The following is a 25,706-nucleotide window of genomic DNA, read 5'->3' as shown; positions in this document are numbered from 1 at the left end:
TGAACTATCTCCCCATCCATCCGCCATCAACCAATAAAATAGCGCCGTTTACGTAACTAGCAGCCTCAGAAGCCAAGAACACAGCAGGCCCTTTAAAGTCTTCAGGATTTCCCCATCGACCTTGTGGAATACGCGCTAAGATGGCTGCATTACGCTCTTTGTCATTGCGTAATGCCTCAGTGTTATCGGTATCAATGTAACCTGGCGCAATCGCATTTACATTAATGCCTTTGCCAGCCCATTCATTAGAAAGCGCCATAACCAATTGCCCAATAGCACCTTTACTAGCTGCGTAACCTGGTACTGTAATACCACCTTGAAAAGTGAGCAAAGAAGCCGTGAAAATAACTTTACCCTCGCCATGCTCTATCATTTGTTTGCCTATTTCGCGGCTTAAAATAAATTGAGCATTTAAGTTAACTTCAATCACTTTATCCCATAAATCATCGCCATGCTCAGCCGCAGGAGCACGAAGGATTGTACCTGCATTATTGACTAAAATATCAATTTTTGGAAAATCACTTTTTACATCATTAATAAACGAATAAAGCGCGTCACGATCACCAAAATCACATTGGTAGGCTTTAAAATTTCGGCCAAGGGCTTTAACTTCTTTTTCTACTTCAGATCCTTCAAGCTCTAAGCTTGCAGATACACCAATAATATCAGCGCCAGCCTGTGCTAAACCTAGAGCAATACCTTTACCAATACCGCGCTTACAACCTGTAACAAGGGCTACTTTGCCCTCTAAACTAAATTTTTCTAACATATTATTCATTTTCATACCTTTATAATTTTTATTATTGTGGGTTACATTCAACAAGCGCTTTCATACCTTCTGGATTTCCATCCATACTCGCAAATGCACTACCAATATCAGTTAACGAACTAACCGAACTAATAAAAGGTTTAAGATCTATTTGGCCCGATGAAATTAATTCGATAGCCCAATCAAAGTCGGCCGCTTCGTATACACGTGCACCTAATAACTCCAACTCTTTCCAAAAGAATTGAAATAAATCGATTTCAGGTTTAACACTGTGAATAGCCACCATGACTATACGACCCCGGCGCCCTGCTATTTCAGTCATAGCCTCTATTGCGGGTTTTACGCCTGATACTTCAAATACAACATCAGCACCTTTTGTTTGCGTCCAGCTATCTACATAGGCAGCTAAATCTTCTTCAATGGGATTAACCGATTTAACACCTAGCTCATCGGCAAAAGCACGGCGGCTTTCGTTAGGCTCAGACACGAGTACTTCTGCGCCAACACTTTTAGCAACCGCAGCAACTAATTGCCCAATTGGCCCACCACCAAGCACAACAACTTTCTCACCCGCTTGTAAGCGCGAGCGTCGTACATCATGGCACGCAACCGATAACGGCTCTATTAATGCGCCTTGTTTTAAATCAACGCCTGCTGGTAATTTATGCAAAGTACGCGCTTTAACTGTCCAGCTTGACTGAAAAGCACCTGGCGTATCTATTCCCATAAACTTTAAGTTTTGACAAATATGCGTATGCCCTGCATTACACGTAGGACAATCGCCACACCAATCTAGTGGACGTACTACTACGTTTTCGCCGACAGCAAAGCCTTCAACGCCTTCACCTATTTCTGCAACAACACCTGATATTTCATGGCCAATTGTTTGCGGAATAGACACTCGTTGATCCATCACACCATGGTATATGTGCATATCAGTACCACAAATCCCAACGTATCCAACACTCAATCTAATCTCACCCGCTTTAGGTTTAATAGATGTGCCTTCAACAATGTTAAATGACTTGTTACCTATATATTGTGCAGCTTGCATATTTTTATACCTTCAAGAATGTTTAATTAAATAGTGACCAAGTAATGCATCATTAAAACAATGCCGATACGAGGAATATCAAAGTGAACTATCATATCTTTGATATGGTTTATTGTTAACAATTTACACCTAGGTATGTGATTTGTAAAGCCACTCTTAATATTTAATATAACTTCAGAGCAGTAAAGCGAGTCAGTTAAAAACATTAAGGCTTGGGTAATAAAATTTACTTGTATGTTTTACTTTCAATCTATATTGTCAACAATTAACACAATGTAAGGAGGCACAATAGTGATTAAAAACAAAAAATCAATTTTTGGCTTAGTGATAATTAGCGCTATGAACTTAGCGGGATGCAGCCAAACCACACAAACGCCCAGTAGCCAAACAAGTAACAACGTTGTATTTTCTGATGTGTCTGAACAAGCTGGCTTAATAACACAAAAAAACTGGAAATATGGCGGCCCTACCATTGCCGATATAAACAGTGATGGTCATTATGACCTGCTGCTAACAAATCACGACACCACTCCTATTCGTTTATTTATGGCAAATGGAGATGGCACATACACACTACAAAACGATATTTTTCCACGAGCAGATCTACACGGTATGTCGGCCGGTGATTACGACAACGATGGTGATCTCGATGTACTTATTGCACTAGGTGGTGGAAATGGCACTACACCTCAACCCCAGCGACTACTTAAAAACAATAATGGTAAATTTGAAGATAAAACCGTCGAAGCTGGCTTATCTAAAATGGGGGCTCGCGGGCGTTCTGTGCGCTGGGTTGATATAGATAGCGATGGTGATCTTGATTTTATCCAAGTAAACGCCGAAAAATTAATTCACGAAAACTCCCCTCGTAATATCATTTTTGAAAATATCGGCAATGGAAAATTTACTTATCACCCATCAGCTACTTTTGAAAATATAAAAGCCGAGCGTGTATTATTAACCGATTACAATAACGATGACATACTCGATATTTTTGCTTTTGATGGATACAACAATTTAGCTATTTATCAAGGTAATAACGACTTTACCTTCGCCAATACGACTCAAGATCTATTAGGTGCAAATAGTGAAGCCTACAAAGGCACGCTCGCAGTTGCGCAAGCTGATATAGATAACGACGGCGATATGGACTACTACCTTGCTCGCGGAAAGCTAAGCTACACTATCGCTAATAACAGTCTATCGTTTAATAAAGGCAGCAAACGACTAGACCTGCGTGATGAAGGTAATAAAAGTCACGATGGCATAACACTCATTACCGACAACACAAACTCAGGAAGCCTTATACTAAGTGACTTTTATCACTTCCCGCGTGCCAAGCTATTAAGCCATATGGATGTATACATAGGCGAGAAAAAAGAATTAATAAATACACCCAATAAAAACACAACCATTAGCCAGAAAAGAGCGCGCGGGTTTCCAACTAAGCTTGATAAAACTGGCTGGTACATTGGGTATTTAGGGAATAATAGATGGCGAGTAGAATGGGTACTTACCGATAACCTTGCATGGGATGTACGCGCATCATTCAAAAATGTAAAAGGCTATCAAAGCGATTGGCAACCACAAAATCTCGCACTTCCTGATGTATTACTACGTAACGATAATGGTAAGCTAGTTGATATTTCATCTAAATTACCAGCATTAACAAACAGTAATAACTGGGGAGTTGTACCTGGCGATTTTAATAACGACACAAAAATAGACTTTATGGTCTATCGCTTTGGTGAACTAAAAGAGCGAGTTGCCGATATTTTACTCATTAACCAAGGTGATTACAACTTTAAAGCAACAATCACTCATAACGCCGATACCGAACGTGGCTTAGACTCACACGGCGATATGGGAGCCGCATTTGACTTCAACCTAGACGGAAAACTCGACCTACTAAGCGGAGATGAAGATAACGGCCAATGGCATTTATATAAAAATACCACAGAGTTAAGTCACGCCCACTTCACCCTTATTCGAGTTGGGTACTCAAAAAGTGGGGTTGATCCATATGGTGCAAAAGTACAAATTAAAACAGCAACTGCGAGCCAATATCAAGTTATTGGTTCACAAAGTGCTACCCACTCGCAAAGCTTACTTAATATTGTACATTTTGGATTAGCACAGGCAGATTCAATCTCATCAGTTATTGTTACATGGCGAGATGGCAGCTCTGAGCATTTAAATAAACAACCTACAGATCAATTGATAAGTGTTGGTAACTTAAATAACTAATCCATAGCCGCAACTCTCATGCCCCCTTAATTAAGCGAATAACGACAGGGGGCTTATTATATTTACTTGATAATGTAATTTGGGGTTTGTTTTGCCTGTTCAATATTCTGCTTATTTAACTGCTCAAAAAACTTATCTATTTGTGCTTTGTATTCCCATGATTGCTGCAATACATTATTTGTATTGTGCTTATTCCACTCATTCCACAGCTTGGCTAATTTCGCTTGTTCAGCGGGTAATGTATCAACCAAGTTATGTTGCTCATACGGATCCGCTTTCATATCAAAAAAACTACGGCCTACATTCGGTAGTGGTTGGTTCATATATTTATAATCAGCGGTACGTACAGCATAAATATTCGGTGCCTCTTCTAAGCGCCAAAATAACGCCTGATGTGGGCTGCCTTGTTTAGTGCCTTGTAAAAATGGCAGTAAATTAACACCATCTAATTTCTTATTATCAGCACCCGCTAGTGCAACTGAGGTTGCAGCAATATCAAGTGACGATACTAAACCAGTAAACTCTTCGCCTTTAGGAATTACCCCTGGCCAATGAGCGATAAAAGGAACGTGGATCCCGCCTTCTAGTAAAGCCACTTTACCTCTTCTAAAAGGTGAATTGTCAGCCCAATCGCTAGTCGGTTGCCAGCTTTCAGGAAATACCCCGCCATTATCCGATAAAAAGATAATAAGTGTATTATCTAACTGATTTATGTCTTTAAGTGCATCGACTACCATACCTATTCCTTCATCCATAACATCAATCATGGCTGCATAAACACGTCGGTCTTCATCTTCAATATGCTTATATTTTTCAATATATTCAGCGGGTGCTTGTAGTGGCGTGTGAGGTGCGTTGTAAGATAAATACATAAAAAATGGTGATTCTTGCTGTCGGTGAATATACTTCACGGCATCACGACTAAGCGCTGTCGTTAAATATTCATCAAATTCGGTCACTTGAGTGTTACGCATCAGCGGCAGTGAATAACCATCTCCGCCTACCGTCACTTGATCAGGCATATAATTATGCCCGCCATCTAAAAAACCATAGAAATAGTCAAAGCCACGCTTATTAGGCTGAAAATGCGGTGCGCCACCCAAGTGCCACTTACCAAATACCGATGTATGATAGCCAACGTCTTGTAAACGATTAGCAAAGGTATTTTCAGATAGTGGTAGTCCCATATATTTATCTTGTGGCATATAACTTACATTGTTTTCCATACCTAAACGCGCTTGATAACGCCCAGTCAGTAAGCCTACACGTGAAGGACCACAGTAAGGGTGTGTCACATACGCATTTTTAAAGCGGGTGCCATTACTCGCTAATGCATCAATATTAGGTGTTTTAATCTCTTTTGAACCAGTAAACCCTAAGTCACCATACCCTAAATCATCGGCGAGGATCACCACTATATTTGGTTTTTGCTCGCTGGCATTGACATTAAAACTGTTTATACTCATAAACATAGTTATCAGTATCAATAACACGTGTCGTCTCATTATTTAATCCTCTTTTTAATTATTTTTTTGATGTATGCGATAGCTATCCATACGTGTCATTGCATGACCTTCGTATTCACGCTTTAATTGCCATAAAGGTCTTTCTAGTGTTAGTTCCCACTGGAATAGTTTTTTCATCAAGTTCGCTACTTGGTTTGGCTGCGACGATGCCAAATTATGGTTCTCTGATACATCGACAGAAAGATCGTACAATTCAGCGGGCCGGTCAGGAAAACGCAGTAGCTTTAAGTCTTTGTCTCGAATAGCGGCTCGAGATTCCTTTTTCCAGTACAAGGTTTGATGAGGTCGTTGTGTGCTCTTTGATAATAAAAATGGCATCAAATCAACGCCATCGAGCTGCATCTGCTCAGTCACTTTGCCATTAGCAGCATGAATAAAAGTCGGTAATAAATCGAGTGAACTCACCGGATACGTGTAGCGCGTATTATTATTTGAAAGCCTTTTTGGCCACTTTAATAACATAGGTACTCGGATCCCGCCTTCAAGATGATTGGCTTTAGTACCACTTAATGGATAATTATTGGCATAATTTTGATCAGTCGGTCCGCCATTATCATTAATAAACACCACTAGAGTGTTATCACTAATTTTAAGTGCGTTAAGCTTATCTAATACGACAGCAATAGCGCGATCCATAGCGAAATTCATCGCAGCTAATATTTTTCTCTTACCTGTTAAATGTGGAAATTGAGCTAAATCAGCATTCGTTGCTTGCATCGGCGCATGCACCGCTGAAAACGATAGTACTGCAAAGAAAGGTTGTTTATTGACGACGGATTGACCAATAAAATGACTGGTTTGAGTCGCCAGTTCATCTGTTAAGTACCCTTCGTGTTCAATATAGTGTTTAAAGTCTCGCTCCATCTTTTGGGAAGGGTAAGCTTGTTGTTCCTCATTACTGTATGCAAAATAACCACGCGCACCTTCACGAAAGCCATAAAAGTTATCAAAGCCACGCTTAGTTGGATGATAATCATCGTGATTACCTTGATGCCATTTACCAAATAATCCCGTGTGGTAACCCAGTTCTTTGAGGTGATCGGCCATAGTAATTTGAGTGAAAGGTAAGCCCATTTTGTCGCCAGTGAAGCCTGATTTACTCATATAACCTGGCACATTATTTTCTTCAAAACCGAATCTTTGTTGATATTTCCCCGTATACAAGCCCGCGCGTGAAGGCCCACACACAGCCGCTGTAACATAGGCTTGCTCAAATACAACACTCTGACTTGCCAACTTATCGATTGTTGGCGTTTGCATTACTTCACTGCCCTGAAAACCAAAGTCGTGATAACCCGCATCATCCGCAATAACCAGCAATATATTAGGTTTTTCCTCGCCGTAACATACATTACTCAATACACTAAGCAGCAATAACCAATAGACAGATTTTAAATTAATACGCATATAGTCCCTTTATAACAAACATCTAAATTGATATTTAAATAATGCGTTACTTTAAATTAAGTGTTGGTTTTGCTGCATTCAATATCCTCCATAACGAGTTATAAAATAATCTTTTCATTATTAATCAACAGACTAAAAGAGGGGTAATTTAAATTTACCATACTAAAAAAGTAAATTGTTAACAAAGCTTGACTTGTAACCCCCATCACCACTATTGTTTTGGTTCTTGCCTTATAAAAATAAAAAATAGCTATGTATTACACCGAATTAAACTGGGATATATTTTTACGTACGGTGATCCCATTTGCGGCTGCCAACATTTTCATTATGGTACTCATTTATTTTACGCTTGTGCGCGAACGCATTGGTGATGCCTACCCTTTTTATTGCGCTTTTATAATCTGTTTTATTCTTTTTTTATGCGGCCCAATTATTAATGTAATGCCACTTAATGAAGGGAAAAGATGGTATGATTTTTTTAGAAACATTTTGCTTTTTAGTATTGGCACCCCCTGCTTACTTTATGCACTATTAACACAAGCTAAGTTGCAATTACCAAAAACCTTATTAATAGCACCCGTTATACTAGGGATTGCATGGTCGTGCTTTTTCCTTTGTGCAGCCCCCTTATATTTTTACAGTCCCAATGAGCTACCTTGGTTAGTTAAGTTAGAAAACATAAACGCACAGCATATTTACTCATCCCAATTGCTTTTAATCAGCGTGCAATTATTGCTCCCTTGTATTTTACTATTACAAACAAATCTCAAAGCGTATGTTGCAACCCATGTTTATGGCGCGCTCACACTGAGTGTTTTTATGTGCATTGGTAACGCATTTGAGCTGTGGGTGATTTACTATGTTGGTGCAAGCTTAAGTGCACTAATTTGGAGCTGGGCGGTTTATAACGATATTCAATTTACTAATGATAAAATTAAACAACACACAGAACACCAAAATGCACTCGCCATAGCGCAATTTACAGCAGCTAATAATCGCGACTTTAGCCAATATTACCTAGACAAATTGAATAAAGCATATCCACTGAAAGAGCGTGCTGATCTACTTGAGATTATCTGCACTGCTAATCCACATTTAACAGCGACCAAGTTAGACGAACTATTAGTTAAGCTAAAAATTTACTGTGACAATTCGTTAAGCTGTTATCAGATCAGGGCAAAAGAAATCGCATTTATGATATTTGATAGGGTCATTTTTCATTGCGGAAATAGTAAAGCATTACTTGGTGAACTGGAGAATATCGGTAATCACCTTGATGATGCTAACACTATCATCAATATTGATAGTGCCCTGCATCAAGTGATCACAGTATTACACCACGCAATTAATCAGTTAAATAGTAACACCCCTGACATGCAGCTGGTTGATAAAGTAAAAGCGTATATTATTGAGCAATACCACCATGATATATCCATTGTAGATATTGTCAGTGCTGTGGGTGCGAGCCGTTCTCACACAATGAAAATTTTTAAACAATTAACGGCAACAACGATTAATCAATATCTAGCTGATGTGAGGATAAACCAAGCTAAATTACTCTTGTTAACTAAAACAGTCACCGAAACAGCCTATGCGGTAGGATTTAATAACTCAGCGTACTTTTCAACAGTATTTAAAAAACACACCGAGTTATCACCAAAAGAATACCAACAACAATGCCAATTAAAATCATCAATGAGGGCTGCTAAATGAGTTTATTTAATTTTCACATCACCATAACGCTGCTGATACAACGATTTATGAACTTGTTTAGCCGCTTCAACTAACTCTGGATAGGGAATGTCTGTTGTTGTTACAAATCCAACATTATAATTTTCGCCATCATACGCCCGACCGGTAATTGGCGAATCAATATATTGGAACCAGTGAGCACCAATTAAATACGGATTATCAATAACCGTTTTCATATAGGTTTTGTACATATCAGCACGATCGCGTTGATTAGCAGCATGGATAATGCCTGGATTCGGTTGACCAGTATCACCTGAACCAATGTGAAATTCCCCAATAATCGTAGGCATATCTAGTTCTTTCAACATATCCCATGTCATTGGGTCTAGTCCTTCACGATAATAATTATAACTGATCACATCGGCATACTTCTTAGCAGACCAGCGAGCTTCTGGCGATGTCCCCCAAGAAGTAAACCTCGCGCCCATATATAAATGGTCAGGCAATACTGATTTTAAAGAATGGTTTACAACCTTAAAATATTCATCGGAGAAACGAATTAACAACCACGACAAATCGGCAATCATAGTGTTATTAAAATTACTGTCTTTTTTATAGTTAACGCCAGTATTATCAAATACCTTCCATGACTTAATATTTCTATTCCATGCCTTATTTAGCTGGCTAATGGTTTTATACTTTTGTTTTAACATATCACTGAACACTGATTTGGTCGGGCTATTCCCAGTCGTTTTAGATAGTGCATCAAGTACAATGCCATAACGTAAGGTTGTTGAGCCCTCTCCTCCCCAGCTCATTTCGTTATCAATAAACACCCCAATACACCAAGGGTTATTTTGTACTTCTTGGGCAATAACTTGAGTGGTTATGTTAGCTCTTTTAACAAATTCAGGATCGAAAGGGTCAGGCATGGCTCCCCAATAATCAAAACCAGAACTCAACCTTTTAAAGTCGCCGATGATCCACCCATTCGCAAAATAGGGAACTTGTTGATTATTATAAAAACTAGCATCGGTCCAATTCCCAAATGAAGTAAAGCCCCAATCTTGCATTCTTTTTAAGGTTACTTCGCGCCATTTATCAATATAAGAATCTGGGTATTGCTGAGCATAACGACGTTCTAAATTTGCTTGGTAAAAGCTAAAAACTTCCCCATGTTGGATTGGTCCAAGATGAGATGAGCGCTTGTAACTATAGTGATTTGCCAACTTATCATTATACTGTGGTAGCCAATTAAACATGGCTCTTCGGTCTGGATAAGCGATGTAGGCTGATTTTTGATATTTAGCTAAATTACTATTTAAGCCCTTTGAATCTTCTGGCGTTACATCATCAGGGTCACGCGCTCTGACCGCATCATCGCGATAATCTACACCTGTAAATGTTGTTGTGTTAGCCATTCGCGCGTTGGCAATGCCTGAGGAAAAAAACAAATAACCTTCGGGGTCAACTAACGCCCATTTGCCATTTACTTTTTCCGTACGAAAAAAACCTGTTGCCTTTAACTTAGGCCCTTGCTTCCAACCGCCAAACTTACTTCTATCCGCCCGCGGGGTTACTTTCGACAAATCATTTAACTCTTTATTTGCGATTGCTCTTAATTGTTGTTCAGAGCTGACCTTTAACGGGTAGTTGACCTGTGTAGATTGACCAAATTTATCGACGATGTTTGTTAAAAAATCTGGTTTTGCATCGGGTATCGTTTCGAATCGTAAATTATCGACGGTTACAGCCGTTGGATTTATTTGAGTTTCTGTATAGATAGCGATACTTTCAACTTGGCTAAAATCTACATTGAGTTTAGCACCTCTCAAGATCATTTTTCGTGCGGTTGTTTTAAAGCTAGCAGGAGTGTCTCTGAGTCCTGTATCAACATTTAAAGTCTGGGAGTTGAGCTCAAAATATAATGTAGCGTGCTCGTTAGTTGTTAGCCCAATTGTACGTCTTTGGACTTGTTTATCTTTACCTGTGATATTCACACTGAGCATCACTGGAAAGTCGCTTACGTTTGAAACATCGAAAAATAAAGCGCTATTGCCCAAAACACTCAGATCCCATAACTTATTCGGTTTGAGTGTGATCCCAGAGAATTTATGCTTAGTGGAAAACGAAAGCTCTAATGCTTTATTTTTATTTTTAATTACTTGTGTCGTTTTTATATTTTTATTTGTTAGTTTATAACTGTTACTAGCGTGCTCAAAATCGTCAATTAAAATAGTCTTGTTATCGTGTTGCAAGTCAAATTCCCTTGCCACACCTTCACCGCTTAAAACTAACGTTGAGTATACAAAGATAGATAAGCATCTAATTATTTTATTCATTTTATTACCTTATACTTTAACGAGTAATAGGTAATGTTATGAAAACGCACTCTGACACATATTTTTATTCATTTAACTGGTTATGAGTCATTAGTTGAATTATTTGCTGTTGATTCAACGCCGCTTCTACTACATAAAGCTCATCGAGTCCGCCTTTAAAGAACATTTGCTTCTCATGTATTGCGCCTTCTATGTAACCAATATTTTTTCCTATCGTCAGTGGCCGAGAAGCTGGGTGCTGTAAATTTGTTGCGACTTTAGCGATTGACTTTTTCTGCGTTTTTTCAAGCTTACCATCAACATATAGCAAAACATGTGTCGCTAAGTTACTCTTTAGTCCACCGTATAAAACCACTGCAATATGGTGCCACTCATCATCTCGCAAATCGGTATTACCCACAATTTGAGCATTATAGGTCCCTATTCTGATCCTACCTAAAGGCCCGTCAATTAACTCTGGATTAGGGGAAATTTGCCACGCTGAATAATCTTGCTGTAATCCCCAGCTCACAATGCCGTATGCATTTTCTGGTAAAAAATCACTAGGCACTTTGAGCCAAAAGGCGACCGTTCTGGGGTTATCACTGCCAACACCTGGGTACTGTGTTTCTAACCAATTATTTTCACCATTAAAGCTAATTGCCTTATCATATACACCCGCTACCTCTGTTAACGGTTCATCAATGGGTGATTTATCTTTGGCTACATACTGCTGACCATCAATACCACGGCCGCTGGAGAGATAATTATGTTGCTGCTTATCATCAAATGACCAATGTAATAAGTGAGGCTCTTCTATTGAGTCTCCAGGTAATACACGCATAAAATCAGAAGGTACGCTAACAAAGCTGGTAATTTGATGATTTAAATCAAACGCTAATGCCTGATCTTTTTTCACATGTTGATAAGACTGCGTTTTATTGCCACGCGCTTTTATTTCACCATCGAGCACATGTACTTGAGATTCACCGCTATTAGACACTTCGACGCCAAATTCTGTGCCTAAATCTATTATCTCTGAACTTGGGGTATCAACTCTAAAGCCAATTGCATTTTGTGGTACTCGGGCCACTAACTTACCATGATGAAGCGTTACTTTATCTCTGGATTGCAAATTCACTTTAACCGGCGCTTCTAAAACGAGTACCACGCCATTTTCGAGTGAAATTTCACTGTAACCATGCTCAAGAATAATATCTCCTTGACCTAATTGACTGCCAACAGAAAAATTAGCGTTATGCGAAGCAGTCATTTTTGTGACTTCAGCAAACTTATTTGTGTAGTCCAAGTGCTCTGCCAAAAATATAACGCTGACAAAAAGCATAATACTTGCAGCAAGCGAATACGGGCTTGAAAACCAGCTCATTGTACTTTTCGGCCAAATCGTTTTTTGTTGCTCGCTTAGTTTTGCCATTACACTGCGGGTAAAATTGTCTGGTCGCGTATCCGATTGATGATGTGCTTTTAATAAACGTTCACTCGTCACATATTTACTCACTTGTGCAAGTAAATTAACATCATGCTGACAGGCTTCAAGCAATTCGTCGGCAACATCTTCGCCAGCCAAATACGCGGCTAATAGCTGTTGTTGGTGCTTCGTCATTTGTTCAGTCATGCTCATCGTTGCTGCTGCTGTATTCTTTTATCAATACATGTTTTCAATGATTGACGAATTCTAAATAAGCGCATAGTCATAGTAGAATGTTTATCTTCATATTTTCGACATAGCTCAGCCAATGAAACGCCTAATGTGTAATGTTCAGTTAATAAATTGCGCATTTTCTCGCTTAATTTTTCAAGGCAAATAGTTAAATTATCAAACATATCAAGCTCGACCCCTTCATGGATATTTTCATCAATGTGTTGATTTATTAAGTGCTCTAACTCATCAGCGCTGCCTAATGCCACAGCTCGGTGTTTACGTTGATGGTTTTTTAATAAATAAGCAGCAATCCCCCTCAACCAAGCTAAAAAGGAACTTTCACTGTTAAACTCAGCGATTTTTTTAAAAGCAATAATAAAGGTCTCTTGTGCTAAATCTTCTGCTTCGTGAGGGGTATTTAGTCGAATAACTAAAAAGGCCCTCACAGCAGACTGATAACGCTCAACTAACAGAGAATATGCAGCAACATTGCCTTGTAATATATCGTCAATTATAGAACCATCACTTTTACCATCTAACGATATTATATTTTCTTTCAAATCAGAGTCCTAATTGAAATAACTGACGTAAGATGGTGCGTCAATTTGCAATTGACTTTGAGTCGTAAATAACTTCCCAGATGCTAAATCACGCTTAATAATCACAACATTATTACTATATTGATTAGCCACTAATAACTGCTTTTGTGATTTTGAAAAATTAAAATCACGAGGATGTAAACCGCCACTTGAGACTTTATTAATTAATTGTAGTCGGGTTTCTGCCATTAATTGATAACCATAAATTGCATTCTCACCGCGCACAGCCACATAAACATGGCGACCATCCTCAGAAATACGAATTGCCGATGCAAGGTTTTGTTGCTCGCCAACTTTTGCGGGCATTATATTTGTTTTTGAAACGTGTAATAACGCACCATTTTGTAATATTTTGAAGATACTAATACTGTTACTCAATTCATTTAAGCTAAACACTAATTTTTTAGCCGGATGAAAAGCAAGATGGCGAGGCCCATCCCCCGGCGTTAATTCAATGCGGTGTACTGGCGTAAAATCACTTTTTAAGCTATCAAAAACAATAATCTCGTCTGTACCTAAATCCGTCAAATACAGATAGCGACTTTGCTTATCCCACCCCGAAAAATGTAAATGAGCACTTCGTTGTCTGGGCGTAATACTACTTCCTGTATTAGTAAATTGACCCCGTGATACTAATAATCCTGCCTTATTAATATTAAACAGTTCACTATTACCTGTCGTGTAATTTACAACAGCTAACTGCTGGCGATCATCCGAAATATTAATATGACATAGCCCTTTTCCTTCAATCGGGTACGTTTTAAGCTTTGTAAACGCGTTACTTTTCCAGTCATACACGTTAATAACAGATTTTTTATCAAGCCCTCTGCCAATGCTATACAATTTGTTTATTGTCGGTTGCCAATTTAGATAGCTTGGATCGGTTGTCGATACAACGACGCGTTCGTTAATTAATAGATCATCACTTTCGTTATAAGAAACTAAATAAACGCCCTGATCAGGCTCATTTGTGTAGCTGCCGACTAAAAAATAATTAAGTCGAGATTGTTCATCGCTGATACTTTGACAACCACCAAGGCAAAAAATAAAGGATATAAAAACAAACAGCTGAGCGCACTTTTCAAGTCGTATAAGTAATCCTGTTAGCCATAAACTCATTTATTCAATTCCCTTTACTTAATTTGAATTTCAAACAGTGCTGCAGGCACATTTTTAGATGGATGAGCGAATTCTAGAATCAAGTGTTGCGTTGTTATAGGCTCTACTAAATCGATTTTATTAATACTTTGATAATTACCCGTAACGTGTGCAATTACCTCACCAGAATCTGTTTTAATTGTATAGGTTTGCACACAATAAGGTACCTGGTCTTCGTTATGCTCCATTAATACGGTTTCTAACGCATGGTCAAAGTCACTATCAAAATAAAGAACTATTTGCCTCATCGTTACTTTTTCTGGCCATACTAACCTTAGGGTTGGCGATGGTTCTGCTAAGTCAGCAACCCATGCATTCGTTTGTAGCCAAGGCCTCACAAAGCCGTTAATTATCTGCGTCGCTTGGTGATTATGAATGGCGGGAGATATACCGATTGCCAAATTTTGACCGTTTGGCCGCCGCGCTGGTGTCCAAAATTCAAACTCTTCAAGACCACTATTTTCAGGTACTGTTTGTTTGCCTTTATTTGATACCGCTTTGTGAACTTTATTGAACACAACCATAGTGCCCGTAATAAGCTGCTCTGTGGTAGCAAGCTCTATATCACTGTTTTGTAAAAAACAAATGAACCCGTACTGCATCTCTAAGCTGCAATCGCTAAAATCAAACTCGAGCGTACTTTCGCCCGCCGTGACAGACAAACTGATAGTTTTATTTATAACATCTGGCGTATAGTTTTCATGCTTGATACTAGTGCGTAATTGGCACGTTAACTCTGTCTCTTTATGAGCAAAAACCGTTATGCTAATTGTTGGTCCTTGGCCTTTTGCAAAAGCAACCAACTGTGCACACGATGAATCTAATTGCATTCTACGGCCGCTAGGTTGAAAACCATTGAACACTAATTCACTCGATGCAGTAATAGAGGCTTGGGCTGCTAAATTATTGTGCTTATTTAAACGGATCCCAGGGATACTTTGGCCATTTAGATTCAGGTTTTGCTGTAACTGTGCTATGTGTTCTGGCTGTAATAGCTCTTTGGGTGTGATATTGAGTTTATTACACATAGCAGCAGCTGCCCCCACCGCTTGTCCGCCGTGTGCGCAGGTGATCATAACTCGTGTTGAACCAAACGCCATATGTGTTGCGCTGATTATTCGTCCTGCATAATATAAATTTTCTATATCACGGCTAACAAAGCAGCGGTACGGTATTTGGTAAACCCCTTTTGAATGATATTGAGAGCAAGGAGGTCGTTCGCTGTATATGCCTTCAGCGGGGTGAATATCAATCGCCCATCCACCAAAAGATACAGCATCATTGAACTGGGTTTGCTCAATAATATCTTGCTGTTTTATCATATATTCCCCTTCAAAGCGCCTGCTTTCGCGTTTGCCAGGAATTGTGCCTACCCATTCTAAAGTTAGATTTTCGACATCATCAAACCTGCCGCTATTTTTTATATAGTCCCAAATTCCGTAAACGAGTTTCCAAAGCTCCCATTTAATATCCTCCGTTTCATAAATAGTATCGCGTATTCCGCCAAATTCTATCCACCAAAACTTACAGCCAGAGTCACTTCCGGCAATATCTTTACAGCGAGGTATCGCCTCTATTTGTTCATACGAGTAAGCAAAATCAGGGGCTTTGTAACTAATAGGCTGATCCATTTTTTTACTGTAGAAAAATAATGTATGACCAAGTAACTCCATGTTCTCTTCATCAGATGCTAACAGCTCACCAAACTCTGCTTTTGATTCAGCACCAATTCTGAACCCCGCTCCAGCATTAAACGCAACAAGGCCATCACCGGTCGCATCACAAAATAACGGCGCACTAATAATGTAATGAGTAGAATTTTGACTGCAAAATGCCTCTACACTGGCAATCTTAGTGCTGTGCTGTTTATTTACATCAAACACAGAGGTATTTAACAACAAGGTAATATTTTTTTCGGCAATCACTTTGTCGAGCAAAATGGTATCGAAAATTAATGGGTTACCGTGTCTGTTTAACTTAAGATTGTCCAGCATGATTTCATCAATAACCCCACCCTCGCGTGACCAGCGATTATTGTTGCCCATATGCGATGTTGCCCCCAACGCCCATAATCTTACTTCGCTTGACGCATTACCACCGAGTACGGGACGATCTTGAATTAACACAACCTTGCTACCCGCTCGCGCCGCACTGATTGCTGCACATGTACCTGCTAAGCCACCACCGGCAACCACAAACTGAGTATTTAATTGTTGTTTCTTATTTTCGCGTGCAGCTTCATTAAAGTTTTGCTTAATCATAACTCTTGATCTCTTTTTCTTGTTTTTGATATGAGCGTTTATTTTTTAATTCTGGGCTTAATGACTGCGCAAAATAAACACTAGGCTGGTGAGGTACATCCGTGACTTTTAATTCTTTTTCAAGCTCATTTACCATTAAACTACAATCAAATCTGGCTAAAAAACTGTGTTTATTGCGCGCTTGTTTGTCTGAAAAGTGGCACAAGCCCCACTCAATCCCGTTTGCTTTGCTTGCACAGTCAAATGCATTGGCAACATAAGGACCTGCTGCAATTGGCATGAGGGAGGTCACTGCGGCAATCGAAAAGTTCACCCCATCAGGTGAATATTGAATGGTGTTACTTTCATTGCCATTTCTGATAGTAAAAGCAGCTATTCCTGATTTAAACGGAAAATAAGTAGTTTCGTGGCCTGAGTTTAAAATAGGGTTCAGAGGGTGTTTTTCAAAAGGCCCAAAAGGATTATTCGCGGTTGCCAAGCCATTACCCACTAAGTAATCAGGTCTATCTCCGTAGGCGGCTTTATAGTATAAATGTATTTTTCCGTTATAAATTAATAAATAAGGGTCATGAATCGAGAATTGATCCCAACTTCCCGGCTCACCATTTTCAATAATAACCTCACCATGTGGCAACCACGGTCCATCTGGCGTATCGGCAACTGATAGTGTTACCGGACAATGATCACCTTTTTTACCGCTAGCTTCATTAAAGGCTTGATAATAAAGATAATATTTATTTTCATAAATCAAGATATCTGGTGTACTAACCGAGCGCCAACCTAACTGCGGGTGCTTGGGCCTGGTGACGGCGATACCTTGTTCAACCCAGTCAAATCCATTAATACTAATGGCATAGCCAATTTCGGATAAATCCCAATCAGTGGAGGGAGTCAACTCGTTACAGTGCTGCGCCCCTTTTGGTGGGAATTGAGTGCACCGTTTTGTGTACCAAACATAATAAAGACCATCAACTTTTATAATTTTAGATGGGTCGCGTCTTGAAATAGTCCCATCATTATTATGATAGCTAAACCCAGTGAGCTCAGTGTACTTAAAACTAGTAAATAAAGGATTGTCTTCCGGACGAGGGGTTAAATAGTTGTCATACAACCTCGACATTGCAGCACTCAATTCTCGTGCTGGTTTTTTAGCTGGAATATCCCATGGGTAACTTTGCTGCTTTAATTTGTTATTGCTATTGCTCATTGATACGTACCTTTACTGCCTTACTTCTAAACTTAAAAACTAAAACACCCCCTAATATAAAAATGCCACCGCTTATTACTGTTATTTCGATTTTTCCGGTGGTTGCAATTGCGGCCAACGAAAGCATAATCGCGCCAGTAGAGAGAATACCAAACCCTAAAACTCGAATACCATGATTGTTATCCGCACTTTTTTCTGGAGTTATTAATTCGGCCGTCGGTTTAATTTGGCTTAATTCGACTAAATAGTTTTCATAACACGCAGGTGTTTTTCTTTGTGCTCTTAAGTACAACTCAAATACAGTTAGCATCAATACAGGAAATAACACCCCCATCATCATCTCCTGCGCTCTATCTAAGCTAAAATCAAATAACCAAGGACTCACAAACTTAAAAAAAGCATTCACCAGTAAACTAAAAATAGTGGTTATTAAAATCGTTTTTCCAGTTTGATAACGAGAAAAAAGCAACCAAATGGGTGGTAAAAACAACGGTCCACCAGTGAGTGCAGCCATGGTCATTACCACTTCAACTACACCACCAAGTAAGGGAATTAGTAACGCAACAATAATCGTAATTAGCCCGAGTACCCCAGTTGCAATTCGACCGACCTTAACTAGCGTAGCTTGGGAAGCATCTGGTTTTATAGTTTTATATATGTCATTACTGATAACACCTGCGGCGATGTTTAAAGACGTGTTAATTGAGCTTGATGTCGCAAATACCATTCCTGCTAGCATTAATCCAAGCATCCCTACTGGCAATACTTCTTTGCACATTTGCAAATAAGCTCCTTCACTTTCAAACCCAACTAGACTGGGGTTCATCGTTCGGTAAATCATTGGGGCTAACATCCAAACTACTGGGCAAATAAGATAAAGAATCGCAAATAGTCCCCCAACCTTTTTTGCATCCTTTGGTGTTTTCACACTGGTGAAGCGTTGAATATAAGACCAGTTACCAGCAATAAAAAATAAGTTATAGAGCCCAAAGGCAAAGATAAACTCCCATGAATACTCATCATTTACTAAGTTAAAAAAATCATCAGGTGCTTTGTCGATAAAGTTCTCAATGCCGCCAATCGCCTCAAATGATAGCGGTACCACAATTAATACCGCTGCAGTGAGCACCACAAATTGCAAAATGTCGGTAATTATCACCGCCCATAAACCGCCAACAGCGGTATAGGCTAAGATCAATAGTCCTAAAATGATGACGGTATATTCAAGAGATAAACCCGTAGCGACTTCAACTATTTTTGCCACTGGATATAAAAAAGCACCAGTCGAAAAGCTCGCAATTAAGAGAAAAATATAGGTATAAGTTCTTTGTACATTTAAGCCAAGGCGCTGCTTAATAAATTCGGCTGCGGTTAATACACCGGTTTTCTGCCATTTAGGCGCAATAAATAAAGCAATCAAGACCCCTGCTAAACACATAGTCCATTGAATAGTAATCGCCACCCAGCCATGCTTATATGCAATAGCTCCCCATACAACAAATGTACCTGCCGAGAAGAAACTCATAAACAATGACAACCCGCTCATCCACCAGGGTAGCGCACCTCCCGCAGAGAAAAAGCTTTTCATATTCTTTCCAGCAGCAGAAAAACTTAAACCACACCCAATGATCAATAAAGAAAATATAACGACGACACTTATATCAATAATATGCATAGCCTTAGTCCTCGCTATTTTCTTTTCGGGTGTAGTACCTAACCCAATCTATCGCCATGCTGGTACCATCAATATCATCACTTACAGGACCTGCAATCGCCGCTTTTAAAATAGCTAAACTAAATAACATCGTTGTTTCACTAAAGCAGACATCATTTCTCATGGTGTAATAGAGTTCACCGTCAAAATAAAAATTAAAGTAATCTTTATCCCATTCAAGCCCATAGGTATGAAACTCTTTTGAAAAATCAGCAACGTTAGCGGCATTATATGAAGTGATTTTTTGCCAATTTTCTCCATCGTGATACTCGATGTTGTAATCGGAAATTAAATTGCGATAAGCACCTTTATCAACACCATGCTCTTGCAACCAACCATTTATAAATTGAATAGCGCCAATTTCATGCGACTTATCCCAACTGAGTTCTAAAAACTTTTCACCATGCTTTTCTGACACCCAGCGTGTTTGCGGATTACCATCAATAGCAAAAGACTCTTCTGATATTAACTTATTAAATAACCCATTCGTTTTTATAGAAACATCGTCAGCTTGCGCTAAATTGCTTATATTCTTTATTTTTTCTTCGTCAAATGCATCAGGGTATTGAGCGCTAGGCGCAAAGACTCTAAATTCAGAAATATGAAGAGACGTAGGATTAGTCGATGTTAATCGTATTTTTTTAGTTTTAACTGGCTTGTTAAACTCAACAGTGTGATCAGGCTTGCCGATTAAAGTGTGGTGTAACTGGTTATCACTGTGAGTAACACGGCCATTTGGTAGTGTATAAGTATCAGTCCAGTTATGTACGTTGGTATTAATTATATTAGGGAAATGCCCTTCATTAATATCAATCTCGCATGCCTTTAAGCCATCTTTAACCCCTTGTTTTGGCCAAAACCAAAATGAGTTATTCGTGCCATAGGCACCAGCATATTTAAAGCGAGCTTCAAAATAGCCATAATGAAATGAGCGTTTTGACCAAATATTACCTGTCGTCCAGTCTTGGCCACCTCGAGGTTCTTTCTTTGCTAATAAGTGCAGTATTCCGTCTTTAACTTGTGCATTATCGCGCCAGCGACTACTTAATACCCATGGGTTTTCTGTCGGCCCATTTTGAGAAACCCAGTTTTTATCTAATTCAGCATTTGCATAATTAAACTCATCATTCCACTGTAATTGCCATGTTGAGGAGTCAAGTTCGCGTGGTTGATCAGCACCAGCAAAAAACGATGTGACAACTATTGTTGCCAGCGTACATTTAGAAAATACTTTAAACATGTTTTACCCTTTCTTGTTGTTTTATCTAACGAGTTATAAGTTTTATTTCATGCTAGGTATTGTCTTGAGAAATCAAAATGACACTATTTTTATTAAAAAATAAAAAAGCCCGCAGTAATACTGCGGGCTTTTTCATTATCTTATCGTTTTAGAAATTAATACGGGCATTAAGTCTAAGTGTTCGGCCAGTATGGTATTGATAAACCGTACGCGACTTGGTTGCTTCGCCTTCAAGTGGACTCCCTTCAGAGAAAGTCTGACCACCAGCGGATAAGAAGCGACTAGTAAAGTACTGGCGTACGCCCTCATCCGTTAAGTTTGCTACTTGCAGTGAAACCGTCATTTTATCATTTACTTTATAGCTTGCTGAAAAATCAAGCGTCTGGCGTCCCTCTTCCCACAAAGAACCATTTTCCCAAGAGCGTTGTACTAACTGATCAGTTGTACCTTGGTATGATAGACGAAGTTGATGACCGTCCTTTTCCCAAAAACCTGTCAGGTTGTAGCTATGCTCTGGTGTATAAGCAACAGCAAGCGATGGTAGCTTAACATTGCTATCAATTGATGATACTTCTTGGTCATACTCACTATCTTGATATGTGTAGTTAGCTTGTAGTCCCAAACCAGACCAAATACCTGGCAAATTGTCGTAAGTTTGCATGTATTGTAGCTCTAGACCTTTGATCGACGCGCCTTTACCGTTTTTAATACGCGTAGTATTGAACTTGGCACACAACTGTTCTAAATCATCAGAATATAGCCATTCTTCTTGGTAGTCTGTACTGCCTTGAAAACGTCTAGGCATACATCCTTCAAGGCTGTCTTGTCCTGAAATAAGTACAAGATCATTCGGGTCGTAAGTTTCACCTTCAGTTAAACCTATACCACGTAAATCATCCATATAAGTCACAATAGTTTCTGACTCTTCAAAATTAGTCATATCTTTGTAAAACAAAGTTGCAGCTAACAGACCAGACTCATTAAAGTACCACTCATAAGAAATATCTAAATTAATTGATTCTAATGGATCAAGTTTAGGGTTAGTGAGCGTGATAGTATTATTACGATTTTCACCACCCCACTGTGTTTCTCTTACCTTGAAGCCTGGGCGCAACGAGTCTATTTGAGGGCGAGCCATTGTTTTTGAGGCCGCAAAACGGATTATGGTATCTTCATCATACAAATAATTAATATTTAAACTTGGCAAGAATAAATCATAGTCATGCTCATCTGTCACACTGAATGAACGAAGGCTTCGATCCTCAGTTGGTAATAAGTTGCCATTATCATCAAACTTGCGTTCGCCATAAACATAATTTTTTTCTGTTGATACATCAGAATGGCGCCATAACCACCACTCAGATTCATTTGGATTCCCACGTACAGCATTAGGATCGTGACATGCACCTTGGTCAGCTAACGCAGTATCATCTCTTAAGTCTTTTGTAGCATTTGTGTCGTAGCCCAAACCGTCTACACGAGACCAACGTGTTTCTGCATTATAATCAGTACCATAGAATAAAATTGGCGCACATTCAGGTAAACTCGTATCGCGTAGCTCTGCCAGTTTAAATGGGTCCATTAAACGAGCTGCGTTAGATGGGTCAAATGCAAACTGTACTCCTGATGCACCTTGAACCTCTACTGTGGTTTTAACATAACGAACGCCAAAATCACCTGAAATCTTACCATCCATCAATTCAAAGTTTAACTTAGTGTAAAATGCTAAGTTGTCTAGTTCAGTATTGCGTGTATTCGAATCATCCGTATTAAAAGCAACTTCGGTACTACCTTGGGCAACTTCAAATGCTTTAAATGCTGAAAAACGGTTCCAACCATCTGTAATGCTATCACGAGCATAACCAAGACCAGCCATAAAGTCATCAACTGGAAACTCTTCGCCATCAGTTATCAAATCGCCAGAAATATCGCGCAATCCACTGCCCAATACAGCCGGGTTACCAGTGTAAGGGTTTGTTACCACAACGCCCTCACCCACTGAGCTGAATGTACCAATTTGCGCATCAACGTATTTTGTACGGTTTGACCATTTAGCACCAAACTCAATCGATCTAAAATTATCGAAATTAAGAGCGTAATCAAAATCTACAAATAATGATTTTTGGGTATCTTCAACTTCATTTAATGAACGGCTCATATATGAAAGATGTTGAGCCCTTAGTTCATCAGGATTAAAACCTGTTGTACTATAGTTATCCCACACATTCAGCGGATCACCAAAATTGTCATTAGGGCCATAATCAATTAAACCCTGACCCGCAACTAGCGTACACACGGAGCTGCTAGTACAATCATAACCAACAGGCTCTATATCTTCTGGCGGTACATTATTGATTATCCACGCATTAATATTTCCAAAGTTTTGTAATGCAACATAAACTGAGTTATTAGGTATTTGCTGTGTTTTTGAATAGCCAACACCTGCTTTCATCGCAAATGAATCGGTAAAACTATGATTCATATCTAATGACAGGATCTGATTTTTATTTTCAAAATCGCCTTCAGATTGCACAAGTCCACCATTACTAAAACGGTTTACAAATTTTGTAAACGTATTCGTTTCAAGATCAATAGTTAGCCAACTTGCTTCGGGATCTGTAAATAATGCAGGGCCTGTACCGCCCAAGCCAGGGTCAACACCTTCAATTAAATTTCCATATTGAGATGAGCGCGTGTTAATACCATGCATTGAGTTATTTATATCTTGCTTACCCAAAATAGCATTAAAATTAAATTCAGTATTCTCTGATGCTATCCATTGCAAACCAATATTAAAATTAGTTCTATCATTTTCACTTTCATGATATTGATACTGAACATTACGAGGGGCTATACCGACAACGTTTTCAACAATATTACCGTTTGTATCTGTAGCTAGAGGCGACTCTAATGCATACCACTCCGTTGCTGAAAATTGGTCTTTACGATAAGTATTTGTTTCTTTAACTGCGGTAACCACCACACCAAACGTATCATCAAAAAACTTTCTTGAAAAAGTACCTGATACTTTGTAGTTATCTTCTTCAGACAGATCGTTATAACGGCCTTCAAGTGTTACCGTATTTATTTCATAATTTAAATCAAGTGGCTTGGTTGTACTAAGGTTAATATTTGCGCCCAACGCACCTTCTTCATGATCTGCACTTGGGGTTTTTACAACCTCTATCTTAGATAAGATATCTGAAGAATACTGTGATAAATCGACACCTTGGCTATAGCCAGTTGAGCCCAATTGCACCCCATTCATACTAATATTGTTTTGTTGTGAATTAGCGCCACGAACAGTTACCCGTGCGCCTTCACCATCAACAGTTTGTACAGATACCCCTGTTACGCGTGAAAGCGCATCAGCGATGTTTTGATCAGTGGACTTACCGATGTCTTCAGCGTTTATGGAGTCAACAACGTTTTCAGCAAAACGTTTATCATTAATGGATTTTTTAAGACTCGCCGCTAAACCGCTTACTTCAATTATTTCAATATCGGCTTCTACTTTCGTTTTTTCTTGTGTGCTTTCGTCTTGCTTGGCATACACCAATTGTGTTGCAAGTACTGCGGCCGTAATCGCGCTCAATTTGAACGCTTTGTTGATGATTGTCATGTGTGTGTTCCCTTTCTAAGGTTTTATTATGTTGGCAGGTTAATCTTTTGTAAACAATAATATAATAACCAAACAATTGTCAACTGTATTTTGTTAACAATATTCGTTTAATTATAAAAAATATTTAACGTATGAACATTAGGGCGTGTTGACCTTTTGTTATAAACATTTTTCAGTAAAAATACATTGAGTACTATGAATCAATATAACCAGTGGGGTTATTACTTTGCCAACGCCATGTGTCGATCATCATATCTTCTAAGGTAAACGTGCACTGCCAATCTAGTATCTTTTCAGCCTTGGATGAATCTGCCCAAAATGCAGCTAAATCACCTTCGCGTCGCTTAACAATATCAAAGTCGATATTAATGCCTGTGTGGCGTACAAATGCATTAACTATTTGTAATACCGAATACGGTGTCCCTGTGCCTAAGTTAAATGCTTCATATAATGAATGGCTTTGATCCTTTAACCATTTAAGCGCTTTTATATGACCATGCGCTAAATCGCTTACATGAATGTAGTCGCGCTCGCACGTACCATCTTTAGTTGGATAATCACCACCAAAAATAGCTAATTTTTCACGCTTCCCTACAGCAACTTGAGCAATAAAGGGCATTAAATTATTTGGAATACCTAATGGGTCTTCGCCAATTTGACCACTAATATCTGCACCAATTGGGTTAAAGTAGCGTAAGCTTGCAACTTGTAGTCCCGTCTTAGAAGCCACTATTTCTTGTAGTATTTGCTCAATCATTACTTTTGTTTGCCCATAAGGGCTAGCCGCGCGACCAAGCGGTAAATCTTCGGTGTAAGGTACTGATGCGCCTTGCCCATAAACGGTGGCTGATGAGCTGAATACTAATTTATTCACGCTAAATTTGAGCATGCACTGACATAGGTTTAACGTAGAGACCAGATTGGTGTAGTAATATTCCAACGGTTTTTCTATTGATTCACCCACCGCCTTTAAACCTGCAAAATGAATGACCGAATCAAACTGATGCGTTGTAAATGCGGCGCATAACTTATCGTAATCAAGTAAACTGGCATGAATAAATTCAACTTTACGTTGCGCTAAAGCTTCAACACGAGTTAACGATTCACGACTCGAGTTACTTAAATCGTCAATCACAACAACGTTATAGCCATCTTTTAATAAGCTTAAAACAGTGTGGCTACCTATATAGCCTGCGCCTCCCGTAACCAGTACTTTTTTCATTGAA

General features: G+C 39.0%; 16 protein-coding genes. 2 read left to right on the top strand and 14 right to left on the bottom strand.

The window, feature by feature from the left end; all coding sequences use genetic code 11:
- Window positions 1-4: 4 nt before the first annotated feature.
- Both LOS73_RS11710 and LOS73_RS11705 read right to left on the bottom strand, forming a co-directional pair.
- Window positions 5-769: a 2,5-didehydro-3-deoxy-L-galactonate 5-reductase gene (locus LOS73_RS11710; RefSeq protein ID WP_033016439.1), complete on the bottom strand. Its 765-nt coding sequence runs from the start codon at window positions 767-769 to the stop codon at window positions 5-7.
- Between the two features lie 31 nt (window positions 770-800).
- Window positions 801-1,823, bottom strand: a complete 1,023-nt coding sequence (locus tag LOS73_RS11705; RefSeq protein WP_033039573.1) for a (R,R)-butanediol dehydrogenase — start codon at window positions 1,821-1,823, stop codon at window positions 801-803.
- 291 nt (window positions 1,824-2,114) lie between these two features.
- Between LOS73_RS11705 and LOS73_RS11700 the strand changes: the two genes are divergently transcribed.
- Window positions 2,115-4,070, top strand: a complete 1,956-nt coding sequence (locus tag LOS73_RS11700) for a CRTAC1 family protein (RefSeq protein WP_457933696.1) — start codon at window positions 2,115-2,117, stop codon at window positions 4,068-4,070.
- Window positions 4,071-4,132: 62 nt separating this feature from the next.
- Here the strand turns inward: LOS73_RS11700 and LOS73_RS11695 are convergent, their stop codons facing one another.
- Window positions 4,133-5,575: a sulfatase family protein gene (locus LOS73_RS11695; RefSeq protein WP_457933695.1), complete on the bottom strand. Its 1,443-nt coding sequence runs from the start codon at window positions 5,573-5,575 to the stop codon at window positions 4,133-4,135.
- A gap of 15 nt (window positions 5,576-5,590) precedes the next feature.
- A complete protein-coding gene (locus LOS73_RS11690) occupies window positions 5,591-7,003 on the bottom strand; it encodes a sulfatase-like hydrolase/transferase (RefSeq protein ID WP_457933694.1) in 1,413 nt (470 codons plus the stop codon).
- Window positions 7,004-7,255: 252 nt separating this feature from the next.
- Here LOS73_RS11690 and LOS73_RS11685 point away from each other — a divergent pair, with 252 nt between their 5' ends.
- Window positions 7,256-8,716 carry a helix-turn-helix transcriptional regulator gene (locus tag LOS73_RS11685; protein WP_457933693.1) on the top strand — a complete coding sequence of 487 codons (1,461 nt, stop codon included), beginning with the start codon at window positions 7,256-7,258 and terminating at the stop codon, window positions 8,714-8,716.
- A gap of 2 nt (window positions 8,717-8,718) precedes the next feature.
- On the opposite strand, the gene LOS73_RS11680 is transcribed toward LOS73_RS11685, so the two are convergent.
- The 10 genes from LOS73_RS11680 to galE all read right to left on the bottom strand — a co-directional run bounded on the left by LOS73_RS11680 (window position 8,719) and on the right by galE (window position 25,702).
- Window positions 8,719-11,037, bottom strand: a complete 2,319-nt coding sequence (locus LOS73_RS11680) for a beta-galactosidase (RefSeq protein WP_457933692.1) — start codon at window positions 11,035-11,037, stop codon at window positions 8,719-8,721.
- Window positions 11,038-11,101: 64 nt separating this feature from the next.
- The gene (locus LOS73_RS11675; RefSeq protein WP_457933691.1) at window positions 11,102-12,652 is read right to left on the bottom strand and encodes a LamG-like jellyroll fold domain-containing protein; all 1,551 of its coding nucleotides are present in this window, start codon (window positions 12,650-12,652) and stop codon (window positions 11,102-11,104) included.
- A gap of 2 nt (window positions 12,653-12,654) precedes the next feature.
- On the bottom strand, window positions 12,655-13,239 hold the full coding sequence (locus LOS73_RS11670; protein ID WP_007583017.1) for an RNA polymerase sigma factor: 585 nt from the start codon (window positions 13,237-13,239) through the stop codon (window positions 12,655-12,657).
- Window positions 13,240-13,248: 9 nt separating this feature from the next.
- Window positions 13,249-14,397, bottom strand: coding sequence for a lactonase family protein (locus LOS73_RS11665; RefSeq protein ID WP_457933690.1), 1,149 nt, complete (start codon window positions 14,395-14,397; stop codon window positions 13,249-13,251).
- Between the two features lie 14 nt (window positions 14,398-14,411).
- The gene (locus LOS73_RS11660) at window positions 14,412-16,697 is read right to left on the bottom strand and encodes an FAD-dependent oxidoreductase (protein WP_457933689.1); all 2,286 of its coding nucleotides are present in this window, start codon (window positions 16,695-16,697) and stop codon (window positions 14,412-14,414) included.
- On the bottom strand, window positions 16,690-17,904 hold the full coding sequence (locus LOS73_RS11655) for a glycoside hydrolase family 117 protein (protein WP_007376621.1): 1,215 nt from the start codon (window positions 17,902-17,904) through the stop codon (window positions 16,690-16,692). The genes LOS73_RS11660 and LOS73_RS11655 overlap by 8 nt, the downstream gene beginning before the upstream one ends.
- A complete protein-coding gene (locus LOS73_RS11650) occupies window positions 17,894-19,579 on the bottom strand; it encodes a sodium:solute symporter family protein (protein WP_457933688.1) in 1,686 nt (561 codons plus the stop codon). The genes LOS73_RS11655 and LOS73_RS11650 overlap by 11 nt, the downstream gene beginning before the upstream one ends.
- A 4-nt stretch (window positions 19,580-19,583) precedes the next feature.
- Window positions 19,584-20,858, bottom strand: coding sequence for a family 16 glycosylhydrolase (locus tag LOS73_RS11645; RefSeq protein WP_033039547.1), 1,275 nt, complete (start codon window positions 20,856-20,858; stop codon window positions 19,584-19,586).
- A 148-nt stretch (window positions 20,859-21,006) separates the two neighbouring features.
- Window positions 21,007-24,480, bottom strand: a complete 3,474-nt coding sequence (locus tag LOS73_RS11640; protein WP_457933687.1) for a TonB-dependent receptor — start codon at window positions 24,478-24,480, stop codon at window positions 21,007-21,009.
- Between the two features lie 193 nt (window positions 24,481-24,673).
- On the bottom strand, window positions 24,674-25,702 hold the full coding sequence (galE, locus tag LOS73_RS11635; protein WP_007376625.1) for a UDP-glucose 4-epimerase GalE: 1,029 nt from the start codon (window positions 25,700-25,702) through the stop codon (window positions 24,674-24,676).
- Window positions 25,703-25,706 lie beyond the last annotated feature (4 nt).

This window comes from Pseudoalteromonas sp. SCSIO 43210 (genome assembly GCF_054133285.1).
Note: the sequence above shows the minus strand (reverse complement) of the source record. Positions and strands in the feature narration are given on the sequence as shown.

What these genes read in the sequence shown, in the direction of transcription:
- LOS73_RS11640 (WP_457933687.1), bottom strand. Translation starts at nt 24,480, where the DNA reads ATGACAATCATCAACAAAGCGTTCAAATTGAGCGCGATTACGGCCGCA.
- LOS73_RS11650 (WP_457933688.1), bottom strand. Translation starts at nt 19,579, where the DNA reads ATGCATATTATTGATATAAGTGTCGTCGTTATATTTTCTTTATTGATC.
- LOS73_RS11665 (WP_457933690.1), bottom strand. Translation starts at nt 14,397, where the DNA reads ATGAGTTTATGGCTAACAGGATTACTTATACGACTTGAAAAGTGCGCT.
- LOS73_RS11685 (WP_457933693.1), top strand. Translation starts at nt 7,256, where the DNA reads ATGTATTACACCGAATTAAACTGGGATATATTTTTACGTACGGTGATC.
- galE (WP_007376625.1), bottom strand. Translation starts at nt 25,702, where the DNA reads ATGAAAAAAGTACTGGTTACGGGAGGCGCAGGCTATATAGGTAGCCAC.
- LOS73_RS11695 (WP_457933695.1), bottom strand. Translation starts at nt 5,575, where the DNA reads ATGAGACGACACGTGTTATTGATACTGATAACTATGTTTATGAGTATA.
- LOS73_RS11660 (WP_457933689.1), bottom strand. Translation starts at nt 16,697, where the DNA reads ATGATTAAGCAAAACTTTAATGAAGCTGCACGCGAAAATAAGAAACAA.
- LOS73_RS11655 (WP_007376621.1), bottom strand. Translation starts at nt 17,904, where the DNA reads ATGAGCAATAGCAATAACAAATTAAAGCAGCAAAGTTACCCATGGGAT.
- LOS73_RS11705 (WP_033039573.1), bottom strand. Translation starts at nt 1,823, where the DNA reads ATGCAAGCTGCACAATATATAGGTAACAAGTCATTTAACATTGTTGAA.
- LOS73_RS11710 (WP_033016439.1), bottom strand. Translation starts at nt 769, where the DNA reads ATGTTAGAAAAATTTAGTTTAGAGGGCAAAGTAGCCCTTGTTACAGGT.
- LOS73_RS11675 (WP_457933691.1), bottom strand. Translation starts at nt 12,652, where the DNA reads ATGACTGAACAAATGACGAAGCACCAACAACAGCTATTAGCCGCGTAT.
- LOS73_RS11645 (WP_033039547.1), bottom strand. Translation starts at nt 20,858, where the DNA reads ATGTTTAAAGTATTTTCTAAATGTACGCTGGCAACAATAGTTGTCACA.
- LOS73_RS11680 (WP_457933692.1), bottom strand. Translation starts at nt 11,037, where the DNA reads ATGAATAAAATAATTAGATGCTTATCTATCTTTGTATACTCAACGTTA.
- LOS73_RS11690 (WP_457933694.1), bottom strand. Translation starts at nt 7,003, where the DNA reads ATGCGTATTAATTTAAAATCTGTCTATTGGTTATTGCTGCTTAGTGTA.